Here is a 17,073-nt window from a genome sequence, read left to right as displayed (position 1 = left end):
GGTGGGCATCCCCATCGACCCGACCTGGCTGGAAGTACTGCTGCTGGCTACGGTCCGGATGACCGCCTTCCTGATCGTGGCTCCGCCTTTCTCCCACCAGGCCTTTCCGGGGCGTGTGAAGGCGATGCTGGGACTGGGGCTGGGCCTGGCGGTGACGCAGCGCATGGTCGGGGGCTACACGCCCCGCGACACTGCCGGATTCGTCACCGGTGTGGTCCTGGAGCTCGTCACGGGTCTCATCCTTGGCTTCCTGGTCCTGGTGATCTTCTCCGCCATCCAGTCCGCCGGCAGTCTGATCGACCTTTCCAGCGGATTCCAGATGGCGCAGGCCTTTGATCCCCAAATGATGGTCAACGGCGCTCAGTTCACCCGGCTTCTGCAGATGGCGGCGCTGGCCCTGTTGTTCGCCTCGGACGGCTACCAGCTGGTCATCACGGGCCTTACCGGCAGCTTCGCGGCCCTGCCGCTGGCCGGGGGCATAGACCTGGCCCAGCCGGTGCAGGCCATCATCGCGGCAGTGTCCGGCATGTTCCTCGCTGCCGTGCAGATCGCTGGCCCCCTCATGGTGGTCCTGTTCCTTGCCGACGTCGGACTCGGCCTGCTGACCCGCGTGGCGCCGGCGCTGAACGCCTTCTCACTCGGTTTCCCGCTCAAGATCCTGCTCACTCTGATGCTGGCCGGCTTCATGTTCGTGGCCCTGCCCCGGATCGTTTCCAGCCTCGCCGGACAGGCGGCCAAAGCCGTGCTGGGGGTGGGCTGATGGCGGATTCACAGGAAAAGACCGAGCAAGCCACCGACAAACGGATGAAGGAGGTCCGCTCCAAGGGCCAGCTTTCCCGTTCCCAGGACCTCACCGCCTGGGTCGGAGTCGGCGCCGCCGCGCTCATGCTGCCCAGCACCGTGGACCGGGCCGCCAGCGCCGCCACGGACCAGCTCTTCAGCGTCCGCGGGATCATGTCCGCCCCGGATCCCGGCAAAGCCGTCCGGGCGCTGGAAGACGGGTTCGCGTCCATCGCTGGGATCATCGGACCCCTGCTGATCGTCGTGTTCCTGGCTGTCCTCGCCGGTTCCGCCCTCCAGGGCGGTGTCCACCTGAAGAAATTCAGGCTCGAATTCGAACACTTCAACCTGCTCAGCGGGATCAAGCGGCTTTACGGCGCCCAGGCGGTGTGGGGTGGCCTCAAGGCGCTGCTGAAGGCCACGGTGGTGGGGCTGGTGTTGTACAGCGTGGTGCAGGGGCTGGTCCCGGTGCTTTTGACCGCGGGAGGACTGCCGGTTGCCGGCGTCACGGCCGCCGCGGCGGGCGGCGTTGCATCGCTGGTCCAGTTTGCGGTGGCCGCCGGAATCGTGCTGGCCGCGGCCGACTTCTTCGTCGTGATGCGGCGCAACCGCAAGAAGGCCCGGATGTCCAAGAAGGAAGTCCAGGACGAGAACAAGAGCAGCGAGGGCGACCCGCTCATCCGGTCCCAGCGCCGGGCGCGCCAGATGGCCATGAGCCGGAACCGCATGATCGCCGCCATCGGAGACGCCGACGTCGTCCTGGTCAACCCCACTCACGTGGCGGTGGCGCTCAAGTACGATCCGGGCAAGTCCGCGCCCCGCGTGGTGGCCAAGGGCGCCGGCCATGTGGCTGCGAGGATCAGGGAAGAGGCCGAAGAGAAGAACGTCCCCATGGTCCAGGACATCCCGTTGACCAGGGCCCTGCACGGGGCCTGCGAGCTGGGGGACGAGATCCCGGTGGACTTTTACCGGGCAGTTGCCGGAGTCCTTGCCTTCGTCATGGCCCTCAAGGCCCGGGGCGCCGGCGCCGGGATGCACCGCATGACCAGCACGGCCGCGGCCATATGAGAAGCGGCAAGCCACACACCGTGAAACACGGCAAGCACCGCAGCACCCAACACACCGTGACACGCGGCATGAACACCTTGGGAACCAGCGTCTGTGAAAGGACCGCACCATGAACAACAGGCTGAACCGGCTGGCGGTGCCCATCGGCATCGTGGGGATCGTGCTCCTGCTGGTGGTTCCCGTGCCCGCGCCGCTGCTCGACTTCCTCATTGTCTGCAACATCCTGCTGGCGTTGCTGGTCCTGCTGACCAGCATGTTTGTGAAGAAGCCGCTGGACTTCTCCGTGTTCCCGTCCCTGCTGCTCGTTGCCACGCTGTTCCGGCTGGGCCTCAACGTCGCCTCCACCCGCCTGGTCCTGGGCAACGGGTACGCCGGGCAGGTCATTGAGGCCTTCGGCAAGGTCACGGTGGGGGGCTCCATGATCATCGGCGCCGTCGTGTTCCTCATCCTCGTCGTGATCCAGTTCGTCGTGGTCACCAAGGGCGCCGAGCGCGTGGCCGAGGTGGGCGCCCGGTTCACCCTCGACGCCATGCCCGGCAAGCAGATGGCAATCGACGCCGACCTCAACGCCGGACTCCTCACCGACACCCAGGCCCGGGAGCGGCGCGCCGAGGTCTCGGCCGAGGCCGACTTCTACGGTGCCATGGACGGCGCCTCGAAGTTCGTGAAGGGCGATGCCATCGCGGGCATCATCATTATCATCATCAACTTCATCGGCGGCATCGCCATCGGCATGGTGCAGCGCGGCATGGAAATCGGCGATGCACTGAACACCTACGGCCTCCTGACCATGGGCGACGGGCTCGTCACACAGATCCCGGCACTGCTGATGGCCGTCTCCACGGGCATGATCGTGACCCGGTCCAACGCTGAGTCGGACATGGGCCGGACGGCCTCCACACAGCTGCTGCAGTCGCCTAACGCGCTCATGATCGCCGGCGTCGCCGCCATCGCCATGGCCTTGATTCCCGGCATGCCGCCCCTGCCGTTCATCCTCGTCGGCGTAGGCCTGATCATCGCCTCCCGCCGGACCGCCGCAAACCAGAGGCTGGCGGAGACAGCCCGGGAAGCCGAGTCGACCGCGCTGAACTTCCCGGAAATGGATCCGAACGAGAAACTGCTGGAGGATATGCGCGTCCACCCCGTGGAGATCCTGCTGGCACCGGATCTCGTGGACATGGTCTCCGGCGCGTCCGACGACCTCCTGGCCCGGGTCCGGTCGCTCCGGCACAAGATCGCCATGGAGCTGGGCCTCGTCATCCCGCCCGTGCGCACCAGGGACAGCGTGGACCTGCCGCCGGCCACCTATTCCATCCGGATCGCCGGCGTGGAAGCCGGGCGCGGCACGGCCCCGAGCGGCCAAATGCTGGCGCTGGGCGAAAACCTGGACTCCCTGCCCGGCCCGGCCATGATCGAACCCGTGTTCGGCCTTGCCGGCAAATGGATCCCGGGGGAAATGCGCCACAACGCCGAAATGACGGGCGCCACCGTGATCGACCGGGTCTCCGTCCTGGTCACCCACCTGTCCTCCATCGTCTCGGCCAACGCTGCCCGGCTGCTGTCCCGTGAGGACGTCCGCGTGCTGACCGAGGGCGTGCGCAAGCAAAGCCCCTCCGCCGTCGACGAACTGACCCCGGCCCTGCTCTCCCTGGCCGAGCTGCAGCGGGTTCTCCAGGGCCTCCTGGATGAGCAGGTGCCCATCAACGACCTCGCCCGGATCTACGAGGCCCTCACGCTCCGGGCCAAGATTTCCACGGACCCGGAATCGCTGGTGGAAGCCGCCCGGCAGGCCCTCGGCCCCGCTCTTACGGCCAAGTTCATGGACGGGCCCGTGCTCAACGTCATCATGATCGACCCCGTCCTCGAACAACACATGCTCGAGGACATGCGCCCCGCGGAAGGCGGCAGCCAGATCGTCATGGGGCAGGACAAGCTCGATGCCGTGCTGCGCTCGGTCGGCTCCGCCGTTGACGCAGCGGCCGCCGCCAACCGCCAGGCCGTACTCGTGTGCGCACCGGCGCTCCGGCCCGCCATCCACCGTCTCATCGGTGCGCAGCCCGGGTCCGTGCCCGTGTTGTCCTACCGCGAGGTGACCTCTGCCAACGTCCGGATCGAAACAGTAGGAGTGGTGCGCCATGCCGAACCGCTATCGGCTTAAGGGAGCCTCGCTCGAGGAAATCCGCCGCAAGGCAGAACAACTCTACGGACCCGCGGCCCGAATCGTGTCCGCCGAACGCGTCATCAGCCCGGGAATCGCCGGTCTCTTCGCCCAGGACCGCTACGAGGCCATGATCGAGATCCTGTCCAAGCACGAGGTGGTGACCGGTGAGGTGGTGCCCGACGCCGACATCCTGGCCGCAGGCGAGCCGGGCCTGGCCGCAGGCGAGCCGGGCACGGCCGCCGGTGGGCCGGGCACGGCCGCCGGTGGGCCCGCCGGGGGTCCCGCCGGTGGGGCCGCCGGGGGTCCCGCCGGAGTGAGCACCGCCGGCAAGGATGACGCCGGCACAACTTCCGCAACGCCGGCCCGGCCGGCAGCCCGGGCCGGAGCGCCGGCGGTCCCTGCGACGGCACCGGCCGCCCCAGGCCCAACTCGCCCGCTGCCGTCCCATCAGCTCCCGTCCCATCAGCTGCAGGGCGCCGCCATCGCCGCACTGCTGGAAGAGGCAGACGCCGTTGAGCTGAGCCTGCACCGGCCCGCAACAGCCGGCGTATCCACCGAGTCGCCGGACTTCGCAGAACTTCTCGAACAGCTCGGCGCCGGGCTCCGGACCCCGGCGGAACCGGCCGCCGTCGTCGGTAACCCCGGGCGGCCGGCTCCCTCGGGCGATCCGGGCCCCGCTGCCGTACCGCCCGCTCCCGGACTTCCCGGAGCCAACGACGGCGGTCGGCTGGCCTCAGCTGCTGCGCCGGGCAGCTCGCCGGGCAGCGCGGCGGCCCGTGCGCCGGGCGCCCCTGCTCCGCTGACCGGCGTCGGCGATCTCGTGGTCCTGATCGGGCTGGGGGAGGACGCCATGGACACTGCACTGACGATGTCTATGGCGGCCGGGGGTGCCGATGTGCGGACCGCCGGCGAACTCTCCGCGTATGGCCACCTGCACGTGGACGGACGCCAAAGCGCCACGGCCGCACGCGCCCACGCCGTGGTGACGGAGCGCACGGTCCTGGTGGCGTTCGGACTCGGCAAAGCCCGTCACGCCCTGGCCCGGGTGCAGTCCGTAGCCGCGCTCTCGGCCGACCAGATCTGGGTAGTGGTCGACGCCGGGCGCAAGCACGAGGACACGGCGCGCTGGGTCAGCGTGCTGTCCGCCCAGCTCAACGTCAGCGCCGTAGCCGTGGTCGGCGCCGCGGAGACCGGGTCACCCGAAAGCGTCAACGGCCTGGGACTGCCTGTGGGCTGGATCGACGGGCGCCCGGCTGGGCCGGCTCCGACATGGCAGAACCGGCGGGAATCGTCCGACGCTCCCCGCGCGGAAGGGTAGATTGAGAGGATGCTGGTACTTACACGCAAGCCGGGCGAACAGATCATGATTGGCGACGGCATCGTCATCACGGTTCTGGAAGGGCGCGGCGACGGTGTTCGGATAGGCATTGAGGCACCCCGCGGTGTGCCCATCCAGCGCCGGGAAGTCATCGAAGCCATCGCGGCTGCAAACCTCGCGGCGGCGGAAGCTGGCCCTGACGCCGAGGACGCGCTGCGCGGGCTCGTTCCCCCGCGCCCCACTCCCGCCGAGGGCTGAGGAACCGCACCGGATCAGTCCTGGTCCCCGCCCAGATACTGGGCCAGGAGCGGCTGGGCTGAACGTCGCACCACAGCCACGGACCTCTCCAGGTTTCCGCCCGTGGTGAGCTGATCCAGCAGCCCTGCCGTCCCCGCCGGACCTGGGCGTCCCGGCAGGGGGAGGGTCCGCAGCGCCTCTTCGTTAACACGGGCGGCCTCGCCAAGCCGGGCCAGGAGTGCGTGCAGGGCCTCCAGATGCTCGCGCAGGATCTCGGACCAAGGCCCGGCGGGTGCGGCAGCAATCAGTTCGACGAGCGTGGTCTGCGCCGGCAGGCCCCACAGGGCCGCCACAGCGGCAGATTCAACACTCCGGGCCAAGGCTTCGAACCGCAGGCGGTCCAGTACGGTTTCAATCTCGGAGGCCATGAAGTTCAGCCATTCCAGATTTCCGGCCACGATGTGCAGACGCTGCGTTTCCAGCCTGAACAGCAGTAACTCCAAGTGCCGCCGCTCCTGCCACAGTGCCGCGGAGAGATCGCTTGCGCTCATTGGCCCCATTCTCTTTCCGCCCCGTGAATCACAGCTTTGGGACGGTCACCGCATTTTTTGCCAAGCTTTTCCCTGAGGGTACACGCAGACCTTGGATCAGGTGATAAGTTTCCTCCATGGGTGCTGCGCCCTACTTGCGAACGCTGACTCCAATGGGGGGAGCACCGGTCGGTTTGGGTGCGGCTCTCGGCGTTTTAAGGGTCTAGGACCCTTCGGATCCGGTCTCATGGGGGGACACAGTAGTGAATCGCGTGGAACGCAACGAGATGGTCACGCAGCACCTTCCGCTGGTGGGGTATCTCGTCTCAGATTTGTGCTCGAAAGCGTCACACCTTTCTCGCGATGACTTGGCCTCGGCCGGTGCTATTGCCTTGATAACGTCGGCCGATTCGTTCGACCCTGACCTCGGGGTGCCCTTCGGCGCATTCGCGCGTCGGCGCATCCTGGGCGCCTTCGCGGACGAGATGCGGGCCAGTGACTGGGCCACCCGCTCCGCCCGCCGGCGGATCAAGGAAACCATGTCCGTGCAGGAAACCCTGGCGTCCGCCCTGGGCCGCACCCCCACAGTGGAGGAGATCGCCTCCGCCCTGGGTGTCCAGCAAAGCGTTGTGGAGGCCGCACTCGCGGATGCCTCGCGCACGCTGACGCCCCTCGACGAGGCCGTGGTGGATACCCTCGCCGCCGAAACGCTCACACCGGAACACTCCGTGCTCGCTGACGAACGGCTCCAGTACCTGCGGGCCGCCGTGAAATCCCTCCCGGAACGGATGCGCTACGTGGTGGAGGAGATCTACTTCGGCGACCGGACGGTCAAAGACCTGGCCGCGGAACTCGGATCCACGCATGCGGCGGTGTCCCAGCAGCGTTCGGAGGCCATCCGGCTCATGCGCGACGGACTGACCGCACACTACGCCGACGACCCCGAGCAGGCCTTCGAACCTCAGTCCAGGATTACCCCGAGGCGCCGCAACGACTACCTCACGCAGCTCTCCCAGTCCACCTCCGGCGGCATCACACGGGCCGTGTTCACTGGCGGCCCGGCTCTCAACGAGGCAGTCTAAGCCTCCCCGAAACGGTTAGTAAGCCGACTTAGTAAGCTAACCGAGAAATTTCTCCCCGAACCGTCGCGGCCGGTCGCTGCCCTGCGGTAGCGTCGAAAGCATCGGCCGGGGTGCCTGCAAGTGGCGCCCGCGGCCCGCAAGGTACCGGTTCTATCGAGGAGGACGCATGAAAGCAACACCTACACTGACGGCCAACCTGCAGGCGGTCCTAGTGGACCTGATCGAACTCCACGTTCAAGGCAAGCAGGCGCACTGGAACATCGTTGGGACTAATTTCCGGGACCTGCACCTCCAGCTGGACGAGATCGTCGACGCCGCCCGGGAATTCGCGGACGACCTCGCCGAGCGCATGCGCGCCCTCCACGCCCTGCCGGATGGCCGCAGTTCCACGGTTTCCAAGTCCACGGCACTCGCCGAGTTCCCCACCGGCCTGATCAACACGAAGGACGCCATCGAGCGGATTGTCGCGGCCCTCGAGGCGGCCGTCGGCACGATGCGCAAAGTGCACGATGAAGTGGATGAGGAAGACCCCACCACCGCTGACCTCCTGCACGCGTTCATTGCCAAGCTTGAGCAGTATGCCTGGATGGTGAATGCCGAGACCATGCGGGCAAACGCCAGCGTGACCACTCCGGACAAGAAGTAGGGCTCCCACCAGTCCGCTCCTAACAAAAGAGCAGCGCCCGGTGCCGGGTTTCTCCCGGCGCCGGACGCTTTTGTCTAAGCTATTTGGCCTTCGGCACCGTCCGCAGGACAACGGCGGCGAGGACGCAGGCCCCGGTCATCAGGACCAGCGCGATTGACGCCGTGACGTGGACCCCGGAGTCGAAGGCCGTGCGTGCGGCCGCCGTTACTGCTTCCGCCAGGGGAGCCGGAAGCATCCGGGCGAGCTCCACCGCGCCGGCGAGGGTTTCACCGGCCTGGCTGGTGGCCGCGGCCGGGGCGAGCTCGGCCACGCCCGAGGGGAGCCGGAGGTTGCCCTGGTAGGAGGCCGTCAGGATCGAGCCGAGGATCGCCGTGCCCAGAAGGGACCCCACTTCGTAGCCGGTTTCGGAGATGGCCGCGGCGGCCCCTGACTTGTCAGCAGGCGCAGCGCCCAGGATCAGGTCATTGGAGATCGTCTCCGCGGCGCCCACGCCCAGGCAGAGAACCATCAGTGCGGCCAGGAGCAGGGACGGGCCGTGGCTGTGGTCGCCAAATGCCACCAGGAAGTAGCCCGCCGCGCTCAGCAGCAGCCCGCCGGCCACAACAAAGCCAGGCCGCACCTTTCGCACCAGTGGCACCACCAGCAGCCCCGCAACAACCGTGGCGATGAGGGCCGGGACCATGGCGACCCCGGAGGCCGAGGGGGACTGGCCCTCCAGCAGCTGCAGGTGCTGGGCCAGGAACAGAATGAAGCCATTGAAGGAGAACAGCGCCAGGACATTGGCAATGATGGCCGTGCTGAAGACCGGGTTGCCGAAGAGGCTGACATCGAGCATCGGCGCCGTACCCTCCCCACGGGCAAGTACGCGCTGCCGCCGGATGAACACATAGCCCATGAGCAGGCCGGCTCCGATGCTTGCGAACGCCTCTGGTGCCGGTCCGTGGGTGGCGAGGGTCTTGATCCCGTAGACAACGGGCACCATGACCAGCAGCGACAGCACAATGCTGGGCACGTCCACGCGCCCGGGCTTCGTGTCGCGGGATTCCGGTATCAGCGCCGGACCGAGCAGCAGCAGGGGCAGGATGATCGGCACCGCGACCAGCAGGACGGCGCCCCACCAGAAGTGTTCCACCAGCCAGCCGCCGGCAATCGGGCCGAGGGCGGCGCCGCCGGAGAAGCCTGCAGCCCAGATCGCCACAGCCAGCCTGCGCCGGTTGGGCTCCGGAAAGATGTTGCGGATCAGGGAAAGCGTGGACGGCATGAGCATGGCACCGAAGAGGCCAAGCCCGGCACGGCCGGCGATCAGCCATTCGGCGCTCGGTGCGAATGCCGTGGCGGCCGACACCGCGGCAAAACCTGCGCTGCCCACGAAGAGCAGGCGGCGCCGGCCGATCCTGTCGCCCAGGGAGCCCATCGCCACCAGCAGTCCGGCCAGGACCAGTGGATAGGCATCGACGATCCAGAGCAGTCCGACACCGGAGGCGTCCAGGCTGGTGGCGATGGCCGGCAGGGCGAACGTCAGGGCGGTGTTGTCCACGGCCACGAGCAGGACGGGGAACATCAGCAGGGCCAGAGCCACCCAGTCGCGCCACGGGGCGCGGGGGCCGGTGGCCGCCGGGGTGCTGGTGACGGCGGTGATGGATGGGAGGCTCATAGGACGTAACTATACCGTCTGGACGGTACAGTTAAGAAATGGGCGTGCGGGCAGGCATGATGGGAGGCATGCCCAGGAAACCTGTCGCCCGCGAGGCCGTACTCGATGCCTTCGAAGCACTGCTCATCGAAGTCGGTGAACGCGCTGCGACACTGGACGCCGTCGCGCGCCGGGCCGGCGTCTCCAAGGGCGGCCTGCTCTACCATTTCCCGACCAAGGAAGCGATGATCGCGGTCCTGCTGGAACGGCTGGACCGGCATCTGGCTGCGGATGTTGCCGCCATGGCGGCGGCCCCGGAAGGGGCGGCGGTGTACTTCATCAAGTCCTCGGTGTGGGCGGACACGCCCATGGACCGGGTGTTCGTGGCGGCGACGAGGCTCGCCGAAGTGGCGCACGGGGAGACCCTCCGCCGCTTCGCCGCCGCCCAGGCGGGCTGGCTGGAACTGCTGGCGGCCGACGTCGGACCCGCCATGGCGAAGGCCGTCCTGTACATGGGGGACGGGCTGTACTTCAACGCCATGCTGGGCCGGGGCCCCGGCGGACCCCTTCCGGAGGTCGAGGCGGAGGTCGAGAGCCTCCTCGCCGCCGTCGAGCGGCTGCGCCGCTAACACCGGCGCCCTCCCCGGCGAAGCCGCGCCGAACTCGCCGGAAGCATGCGGCTTTCGCCGGAAAATTACGGCGACCCCGCAGCTGTCCGGCGAATTCGCGTTCGCGGACCCACCCGGCGCGGCTCCTCGCCCGTAACCTGGGTGCGCCGGTCGCCGGGAGTTTGCGGACACGCGCCCGGCATAGGACAATGAGAGCTGTGACTGTTGTCACCCCCAATTGAATACGCCTTTGATCTGCGGCGGGAGAGTCCTGCAAGTAGGTACAAGCAGGCGCCGTAGGAGCAAATCCTCCCCAGGAATCTCTCAGGCCCATGTACCGCCGCGGCAAGGCATCTCTGGAAAGTAGCAGGCGTGTCCCGGACATGCTGTGCTCACCGACGGTGCAAGCGGAGCCCTGAAACTTAGGCTGCGCGGAAACTCTCAGGTCCAATACAGAGCGGGGAGGAACCCGAATCAATGTGGCGTACCCTGCGCCGCCTGAGTTATGGAGTTCCTTGTGACTGTTACCCCAGCCTCCACGTCCTTCGTTGACCGGCACATCGGCGCGCGCCGCCAGGCCGACGTCGACGCCATGCTGAAGGCTGTCGGCTACGACACCGTCGACGCCCTGGTGGACACCGCCGTTCCGAAGGACATCCGCCAGGACTCCGACCTCGCGCTCGCCGCCGCCCTCAGCGAGGTCGAGGTACTGGCGGAGCTGCGCAAGCTGGCCGCGAAGAACAAGACCGCCGTGCAGATGATCGGCCAGGGCTACTACGACACGCTCACCCCGCCGGTGATCCGCCGCAACATCCTCGAGGCCCCGGCCTGGTACACCGCGTACACGCCGTACCAGCCGGAGATCTCCCAGGGCCGGCTCGAGGCCCTGCTGAACTTCCAGACCATGGTCCAGGACCTGGTCGGCCTGCCGATCGCCAACGCCTCCCTGCTGGACGAAGCAACCGCGGTCGCCGAGGCCGTGCTGATGATGCGCCGTGCCAACAAGAACAAGACGGCTCACGACGGCAAAACCGTCCTCGACGCCGACTGCCTCCCGCAGACCATCGCCATCGTCAAGGGCCGCGCCGAAGCCCTCGGTTTCGAGGTCGAGGTCGCCGACCTCTCCAGGGGCCTGCCCGAGGGCGTCATCAACGGCGTCGTCTTGCAGCAGCCGGGCGTCTCCGGCCGCGTGTTTGACCACACGGCCGTGATCGCCGACGCCAAGGAACGCGGCGCCCTCGTCACGGTCGCCGCCGACCTCCTCTCCCTGACTCTCATCACGGCCCCGGGCGAGCAGGGCGCGGACATCGCCGTCGGCTCCGCCCAGCGCTTCGGTGTGCCGTTGTTCTTCGGCGGGCCGCACGCCGCCTACATGGCCGTGCAGAAGGGGCTGGAGCGCTCCATGCCCGGCCGCCTGGTGGGTGTCTCCAAGGACAACGCCGGCGTCCCGGCCTACCGTCTGGCGCTGCAGACCCGCGAGCAGCACATCCGCCGCGAGAAGGCCACGTCCAACATCTGCACCGCCCAGGCGCTGCTGGCCATCGTGGCCTCCTTCTACGCCGTCTACCATGGCCCGGACGGCCTCAAGGCAATCGCCGAGGCCGTCCACGTCCACGCCAAGACCATCGCCGCTTCCCTGAAGGCCGCCGGCCTTGACGTGCTGCACACCTCCTTCTTCGACACCATCACCGTCTCCGTCCCGGGCCGGGCGGCAGAGATCATCGCGGCCGCCGACGCCAAGGGCGTCAACCTGCGCGCCATCGACGCCGACACCGTCGGCATCTCCGCAGATGAGGCCACGACCGTGGAAATCGTCGCGGATGTCATCGCCGCGTTTGGCGCGTCCGTGACTGACACGACTGCAGGCACTGACACTGCGTTTGGCCTCGACCCCGCCGTCGAACGCACCTCCGACTACCTGCAGCACCCGGTGTTCAACACGCACCGTTCCGAGACCCAGTTGCTGCGCTACATCCGCCGGCTCTCGGACCGCGACCTGGCCCTGGACCGCACCATGATCCCGCTCGGTTCCTGCACCATGAAGCTGAACGCCACGGCCGAGATGGAAGCCATCTCCTGGCCGGAGTTCGCCTCCATCCACCCCTTCGCCCCGGAATCCCAGACCGCCGGCTGGCGCGAACTGATCGAGGACCTCGAAGCCCAGCTGACCGAGATCACCGGCTACGACCAGGTCTCCATCCAGCCCAACGCCGGTTCCCAGGGCGAGCTCGCGGGCCTGCTGGCCATCCGCGGCTACCACCACTCCCGCGGGGAGGCCCAGCGCAACGTCTGCCTGATCCCGGCCTCCGCCCACGGCACCAACGCGGCCTCCGCGGTGCTCGCCGGCATGAAGGTCGTCGTGGTGGCCACCGCCTCGGACGGCACGATCGACCACGCGGACCTGTCCGCGAAGATCGAGGCCAACAAGGACGCGCTGTCCTGCATCATGATCACGTACCCGTCCACGCACGGGGTGTACGACGCCGACGTCCGCGAGGTCTGCGACGCGATCCACGCCGCGGGCGGGCAGGTCTACATTGACGGCGCCAACCTCAACGCCCTCGTCGGGCTGGCCCAGCCGGGCATGTTCGGCGGCGACGTCTCGCACCTGAACCTGCACAAGACCTTCTGCATCCCGCACGGCGGCGGCGGACCGGGCGTTGGCCCGGTCGCGGCCAAGGCGCACCTGGCCCCGTTCATGCCGGGCAATGCTGCGGACCCGGCCAACGGTGCCGACGGCACCCCGATCTCCGCCTCCCGCTACGGCTCCGCCGGCGTCCTGCCGATCTCCTGGGCCTACGTGAAGCTGATGGGCGGCCAGGGCCTCACCGAGGCCACCAAGTCGGCGCTGCTCGCGGCGAACTACATCGCGGCGCGCCTGAACGACTCCTTCCCGGTGCTCTACACCGGCGAGGGCGGCCTCGTGGCCCACGAGTGCATCCTGGACCTGCGCGACCTCACGGCCAAGACCGGCGTGACCGCCGAGGACGTGGCCAAGCGCCTGATCGACTACGGCTTCCATGCCCCCACCCTCGCGTTCCCGGTGGCCGGCACCCTGATGGTGGAGCCCACCGAGTCCGAGGACCTGGGCGAGATCGACCGCTTCATCACGGCCATGGTGGCCATCCGCGCCGAGATCGACCAGGTGGCCAAAGGCGACTTCACCGTGGAGCACAGCCCGCTGCGCAATGCCCCGCACACCGCCGCTGCCGTCATCAGCACGGACTGGACCCGCGAATACCCGCGCGAACAGGCCGTGTTCCCGGTCCACACGCTCCGGCAGGACAAGTACTTCCCGCCGGTCGGTCGCATCGACGGCGCCGCCGGGGACCGCAACCTAATCTGCTCGTGCCCTCCCCTCGAAGCCTTCGAAGAAGACACAGCAGTCCACTCCGACGACTCCGCCAACCCCACCTCTGACAACTAGGGACAGCCAACGATGACTGAGAACTACACGGCCCTGTACGAAGAGCACAAGAAGCTCGGCGCCTCCTTCACGGACTTCGGCGGCTGGCAGATGCCGCTGAAGTACAGCTCCGAACTCGCCGAGCACCACGCCGTCCGCAAGTCCGCGGGCCTGTTCGACCTCTCCCACATGGGCGAAGTCTGGGTCACCGGCCCGGACGCCGGAGCATTCCTGGACTACGCCCTCGTGGGCAAGATCTCCGCGATGGCCATTGGCAAGGCCAAGTACTCGCTGATCTGCAACGAGGACGGCGGCATCATCGACGACCTCATCACCTACCGCCGTGGCGAGCAGAAGTTCCTGGTGGTCCCCAACGCGGGCAATGCCAGGGTGGTCGCAGCAGCCATGGCTGAGCGGGCAGGTTCTGCCCAAGAAGGCGGGTTCGACGTTACGGTCCAGGACGCCTCCGCCGGGACCTCGCTGATCGCGGTCCAGGGTCCCAAGGCCCAGGAGATCCTGTTGCGCCTGGTTCCCGCCGCGCAGCACGAACTCGTCACCGGTCTGAAGTACTACGCCGCCGTGGAAGTCCCCTTCATGTTCGGCGGCGCCAGCCAGGACCTCCTGCTGGCCCGCACGGGCTACACCGGTGAAGACGGCTTCGAGATTTTCGTTGCCAACGACGACGCCGCCGCCCTCTGGCAGGCGCTCGTCGCCATCGCCGAAGACGGCGAGCTGACCCCCGCCGGGCTGGCGTCCCGCGATTCGCTCCGCCTCGAGGCCGGCATGCCGCTCTACGGCAACGAGCTCTCCCTCGAAGGCGATCCGTTCGCCGCCGGCCTGGGCCCCGTCGTCGCGTTGTCCAAGGAAGGCGACTTCATCGGCAAGGCCGCACTGGCCGCCAAGAAGGAAGCCGGCGCCGGCGCCACGACGGGCCGCAAGCTCGTCGGGCTCAAGGGCCTCGGACGCCGGGCTGGCCGCGGCCACTACCCGGTCCTCAAGGACGGCAACGTCGTTGGCGAAGTGACCTCCGGCCAGCCCAGCCCCAGCCTCGGCTACCCGGTCGCGATGGCCTACGTCGACGTCGAGCTCACCGAGCCCGGCACCGCCCTGGACATCGACCTCCGCGGCAAGGCCGAGCCCTTCGAAGTGGTCGCACTGCCCTTCTACAAGCGCCAAAAGTAGCCCCCCGGGCCGGGGCTGCGTGACAAAAGGTTGCGTTAGCCCGTCGAGCCCGACATCCTCTGCATGCTCGGTCGCGAAGACGCCCGCTGAGCGGACGTGACGCTCCCGAAGGGGCCCACGCTGTCCGGGTTCCCTGACCGAGCTTGCGAGGTTAGGGGGTCGGCGGGGAGCATGCTGCCGGATGTCGGGCCCTAAGGGGCCCTGCTCACCTCGGGTTCAACTCACCTCCCGTACAAGGCACCGCTGGAAGCGCCTTCGAAAGCCAAGGTGCTGGGGGATATACGGCCTACCGCGGCTCTGGTTTGTCCCAAGCTCGATCATTGGGGGTTGAGCTTGATGACACTCTTAAAGCCAAGATGTAGCCAGGCCCTAGAAGAATATGAACGGCCACGGTTTCTTCCGGGACAGGTGTCTTTTCGAAACTGTTGGCGTCCAGAACTGAACTGAATATCGGCGGGTGAGGGGATTCCGGAAGCGTGCGTCTAAGGGAGCGACGCGTCCGCCCAGCGGGCGCTTTTCGCGACCGAGCACGCGGAGGAATTGCCTCATCCGCCACCCAACCCGAGCAGTCCCGCCGCGTAACCCGGCCACAATTGATGTAGCCCACGACTTTCAAACGTAAAGGAAAAACACATGGCAAAAGTTGCCCCTGAACTGCAGTACTCCGACGAGCACGAATGGGTTGCGCGGGAGGCCGGGAACGTTGTGTCCATCGGCATCTCCGCCGTGGCCACGGACGCCCTCGGCGACATCGTCTACGTGGACCTGCCCGAGGTCGGCACCGCGGTGACAGCGGGGGAGACCTGCGGCGAGGTCGAATCGACCAAGTCCGTCTCGGACCTCTACGCCCCGGTCACGGGCGAGGTCACCGAAACCAATCCCGCCGTCGTCGATGACCCCTCGCTGATCAACAGCGACCCCTACGGCGCCGGCTGGCTGTTCAAAGTCGCCGCCGCATCGGATGGCCCGCTGCTCTCGGCAGAGGACTACGCGTCCAAGAACGGCGGCGAACTGTGAGCGGGGCAGTGACCGGGACCGTGGCGTTTGAGCAGGTCGTTTCGGCGAGTCTGGACGCGGACCTGTCGGTGCTGGATCCGGAGATCGCCGTGAAGATCGATGCCGAGCTGACGCGACAGCGGGACGGCCTGGAGATGATCGCTTCGGAGAACCACACCGCCAGGGCTGTGATGCAGGCGCAGGGTTCGGTGCTGACGAACAAGTACGCGGAGGGCTACCCGGGCAAGCGCTACTACGGCGGCTGCGAGCATGTTGACGTGATCGAACAGCTCGCCATCGACCGGGTGAAGGCCCTGTTCGGTGCGGAGTACGCGAACGTGCAGCCGCACTCGGGCGCGCAGGCCAACGCTTCGGTCATGCATGCCCTGATCCGTCCGGGCGACACGATCATGGGCCTGAACCTGGCGCACGGCGGGCACCTGACGCACGGGATGAAGATCAACTTCTCCGGCCGGCTCTACAACGTCATCCCGTACCAGGTCCGCGAGGAGGACCACCGGATCGATATGGCCGAGGTCGAGCGCCTGGCCCTGGAGCACAAGCCACAGCTGATCGTGGCCGGCTGGTCCGCGTACGCCCGGCAGCTGGACTTCGCCGAGTTCCGCCGGATCGCCGATTCGGTGGGCGCCTACCTGATGGTGGACATGGCGCACTTCGCCGGACTGGTGGCGGCCGGGCTGCACCCGTCCCCGGTCCCGCACGCCCACGTCACCACGTCCACGACCCACAAGACCCTCGCCGGTCCGCGCGGCGGGATCATCTTGTCCAACGACGCCGACATTGCCAAGAAGATCAACTCGGCGGTGTTCCCCGGGCAGCAGGGCGGGCCGCTGGAGCACGTGATCGCCGGCAAGGCCGTGGCGTTCAAGATCGCTGCGTCCCCGGAGTTCAAGGAACGCCAGGAGCGGGTCCTGGCCGGTGCCAGGATCCTCGCGGAGCGTCTGGTCCAGCCGGACGTGACCGCGAAGGGGATCAACGTGATCTCCGGCGGCACCGATGTGCACCTGGTCCTGGTGGACCTGCGCGAGTGCGAGCTCAACGGGCAGGAAGCCGAGGACCGCCTCGCGGAAATCGACATCACCGTGAACCGCAACGCCGTCCCGTTCGATCCGCGTCCGCCGATGGTCACCTCCGGGCTGCGCATCGGCACCCCGGCGCTGGCCACCCGCGGCTTCGGCGAGGCAGCCTTCGCCGAGGTTGCGGACATCATCGCGGCGGCTTTGATCGCCGACGCCGGCGCGGACCTGTCCGGCCTGCGCACCCGGGTGGAGGCCCTCGCCGCCGCCCACCCGCTCTACCCCTCGGTTGATAACCTCGCCTAAGCGACGTATGACTGAAGTAAGACACGACGCCGGGCGGGCCGCGGCCACAAGCCGTCGCCCGGCGTCGTGCAACGGCGGGACTG

At 67.9% G+C, this 17,073-nt stretch carries 14 protein-coding genes and 2 riboswitches; of the genes, 12 read left to right on the top strand and 2 right to left on the bottom strand.

Annotated elements, in window-relative coordinates; genetic code table 11:
* Position 1 precedes the first annotated feature (1 nt).
* From AC1DEM_RS14725 to AC1DEM_RS14705, 5 genes are all read left to right on the top strand, one after another.
* On the top strand, positions 2–760 hold the full coding sequence (locus AC1DEM_RS14725) for a flagellar biosynthetic protein FliR (protein WP_476885056.1): 759 nt from the start codon (positions 2–4) through the stop codon (positions 758–760).
* A complete protein-coding gene (locus AC1DEM_RS14720; protein ID WP_476885055.1) occupies positions 760–1,848 on the top strand; it encodes an EscU/YscU/HrcU family type III secretion system export apparatus switch protein in 1,089 nt (362 codons plus the stop codon). The genes AC1DEM_RS14725 and AC1DEM_RS14720 overlap by 1 nt, the downstream gene beginning before the upstream one ends.
* A gap of 109 nt (positions 1,849–1,957) precedes the next feature.
* Entirely contained in the window at positions 1,958–4,006 is a 2,049-nt protein-coding gene (locus tag AC1DEM_RS14715) for a flagellar biosynthesis protein FlhA (protein ID WP_476885054.1), read from the top strand.
* Positions 3,984–5,327: a hypothetical protein gene (locus AC1DEM_RS14710; protein WP_476885053.1), complete on the top strand. Its 1,344-nt coding sequence runs from the start codon at positions 3,984–3,986 to the stop codon at positions 5,325–5,327. The genes AC1DEM_RS14715 and AC1DEM_RS14710 overlap by 23 nt, the downstream gene beginning before the upstream one ends.
* 9 nt (positions 5,328–5,336) lie before the next feature.
* A complete protein-coding gene (locus AC1DEM_RS14705; protein WP_476885052.1) occupies positions 5,337–5,585 on the top strand; it encodes a carbon storage regulator in 249 nt (82 codons plus the stop codon).
* A 14-nt stretch (positions 5,586–5,599) separates the two neighbouring features.
* On the opposite strand, the gene flgN is transcribed toward AC1DEM_RS14705, so the two are convergent.
* Positions 5,600–6,115, bottom strand: a complete 516-nt coding sequence (gene flgN / locus AC1DEM_RS14700) for a flagellar export chaperone FlgN (protein ID WP_476885051.1) — start codon at positions 6,113–6,115, stop codon at positions 5,600–5,602.
* A 242-nt stretch (positions 6,116–6,357) separates the two neighbouring features.
* On the opposite strand from flgN, the gene AC1DEM_RS14695 reads away from it, so the two are divergent.
* Positions 6,358–7,176, top strand: a complete 819-nt coding sequence (locus tag AC1DEM_RS14695) for a sigma-70 family RNA polymerase sigma factor (RefSeq protein WP_476885050.1) — start codon at positions 6,358–6,360, stop codon at positions 7,174–7,176.
* 166 nt (positions 7,177–7,342) lie between these two features.
* Positions 7,343–7,822: a Dps family protein gene (locus AC1DEM_RS14690; RefSeq protein ID WP_476885049.1), complete on the top strand. Its 480-nt coding sequence runs from the start codon at positions 7,343–7,345 to the stop codon at positions 7,820–7,822.
* Positions 7,823–7,901: 79 nt separating this feature from the next.
* On the opposite strand, the gene AC1DEM_RS14685 is transcribed toward AC1DEM_RS14690, so the two are convergent.
* Positions 7,902–9,476: an MFS transporter gene (locus tag AC1DEM_RS14685; RefSeq protein ID WP_476885048.1), complete on the bottom strand. Its 1,575-nt coding sequence runs from the start codon at positions 9,474–9,476 to the stop codon at positions 7,902–7,904.
* Between the two features lie 68 nt (positions 9,477–9,544).
* On the opposite strand from AC1DEM_RS14685, the gene AC1DEM_RS14680 reads away from it, so the two are divergent.
* The 5 genes from AC1DEM_RS14680 to glyA all read left to right on the top strand — a co-directional run bounded on the left by AC1DEM_RS14680 (position 9,545) and on the right by glyA (position 16,990).
* Complete coding sequence (locus AC1DEM_RS14680; RefSeq protein ID WP_476885047.1) at positions 9,545–10,084, top strand: TetR/AcrR family transcriptional regulator; 540 nt, start codon at positions 9,545–9,547, stop codon at positions 10,082–10,084.
* Between the two features lie 230 nt (positions 10,085–10,314).
* A riboswitch (glycine riboswitch) is annotated at positions 10,315–10,413 on the top strand.
* Between the two features lies 1 nt (position 10,414).
* Positions 10,415–10,529: riboswitch (glycine riboswitch) on the top strand.
* Positions 10,530–10,568: 39 nt separating this feature from the next.
* A complete protein-coding gene (gene gcvP, locus AC1DEM_RS14675) occupies positions 10,569–13,490 on the top strand; it encodes an aminomethyl-transferring glycine dehydrogenase (protein WP_476885046.1) in 2,922 nt (973 codons plus the stop codon).
* A 12-nt stretch (positions 13,491–13,502) separates the two neighbouring features.
* Positions 13,503–14,651, top strand: a complete 1,149-nt coding sequence (gene gcvT / locus AC1DEM_RS14670; RefSeq protein WP_476885045.1) for a glycine cleavage system aminomethyltransferase GcvT — start codon at positions 13,503–13,505, stop codon at positions 14,649–14,651.
* A gap of 633 nt (positions 14,652–15,284) precedes the next feature.
* Entirely contained in the window at positions 15,285–15,668 is a 384-nt protein-coding gene (gene gcvH, locus AC1DEM_RS14665; RefSeq protein WP_476885044.1) for a glycine cleavage system protein GcvH, read from the top strand.
* Positions 15,665–16,990, top strand: coding sequence for a serine hydroxymethyltransferase (glyA, locus tag AC1DEM_RS14660; protein ID WP_476885043.1), 1,326 nt, complete (start codon positions 15,665–15,667; stop codon positions 16,988–16,990). The genes gcvH and glyA overlap by 4 nt, the downstream gene beginning before the upstream one ends.
* The last annotated feature ends 83 nt before the right edge of the window (positions 16,991–17,073 follow it).

It is taken from the genome of Arthrobacter sp. 05T420 (genome assembly GCF_056396305.1).
Note: the sequence above shows the minus strand (reverse complement) of the source record. Positions and strands in the feature narration are given on the sequence as shown.

Coding starts and splice junctions, on each gene's coding strand:
- AC1DEM_RS14715 (WP_476885054.1), top strand. CDS start 1,958: ATGAACAACAGGCTGAACCGGCTGGCGGTGCCCATCGGCATCGTGGGG.
- AC1DEM_RS14705 (WP_476885052.1), top strand. CDS start 5,337: ATGCTGGTACTTACACGCAAGCCGGGCGAACAGATCATGATTGGCGAC.
- flgN (WP_476885051.1), bottom strand. CDS start 6,115: ATGAGCGCAAGCGATCTCTCCGCGGCACTGTGGCAGGAGCGGCGGCAC.
- AC1DEM_RS14710 (WP_476885053.1), top strand. CDS start 3,984: ATGCCGAACCGCTATCGGCTTAAGGGAGCCTCGCTCGAGGAAATCCGC.
- AC1DEM_RS14680 (WP_476885047.1), top strand. CDS start 9,545: ATGCCCAGGAAACCTGTCGCCCGCGAGGCCGTACTCGATGCCTTCGAA.
- AC1DEM_RS14685 (WP_476885048.1), bottom strand. CDS start 9,476: ATGAGCCTCCCATCCATCACCGCCGTCACCAGCACCCCGGCGGCCACC.
- gcvT (WP_476885045.1), top strand. CDS start 13,503: ATGACTGAGAACTACACGGCCCTGTACGAAGAGCACAAGAAGCTCGGC.
- AC1DEM_RS14690 (WP_476885049.1), top strand. CDS start 7,343: ATGAAAGCAACACCTACACTGACGGCCAACCTGCAGGCGGTCCTAGTG.
- AC1DEM_RS14720 (WP_476885055.1), top strand. CDS start 760: ATGGCGGATTCACAGGAAAAGACCGAGCAAGCCACCGACAAACGGATG.
- gcvP (WP_476885046.1), top strand. CDS start 10,569: ATGGAGTTCCTTGTGACTGTTACCCCAGCCTCCACGTCCTTCGTTGAC.
- gcvH (WP_476885044.1), top strand. CDS start 15,285: ATGGCAAAAGTTGCCCCTGAACTGCAGTACTCCGACGAGCACGAATGG.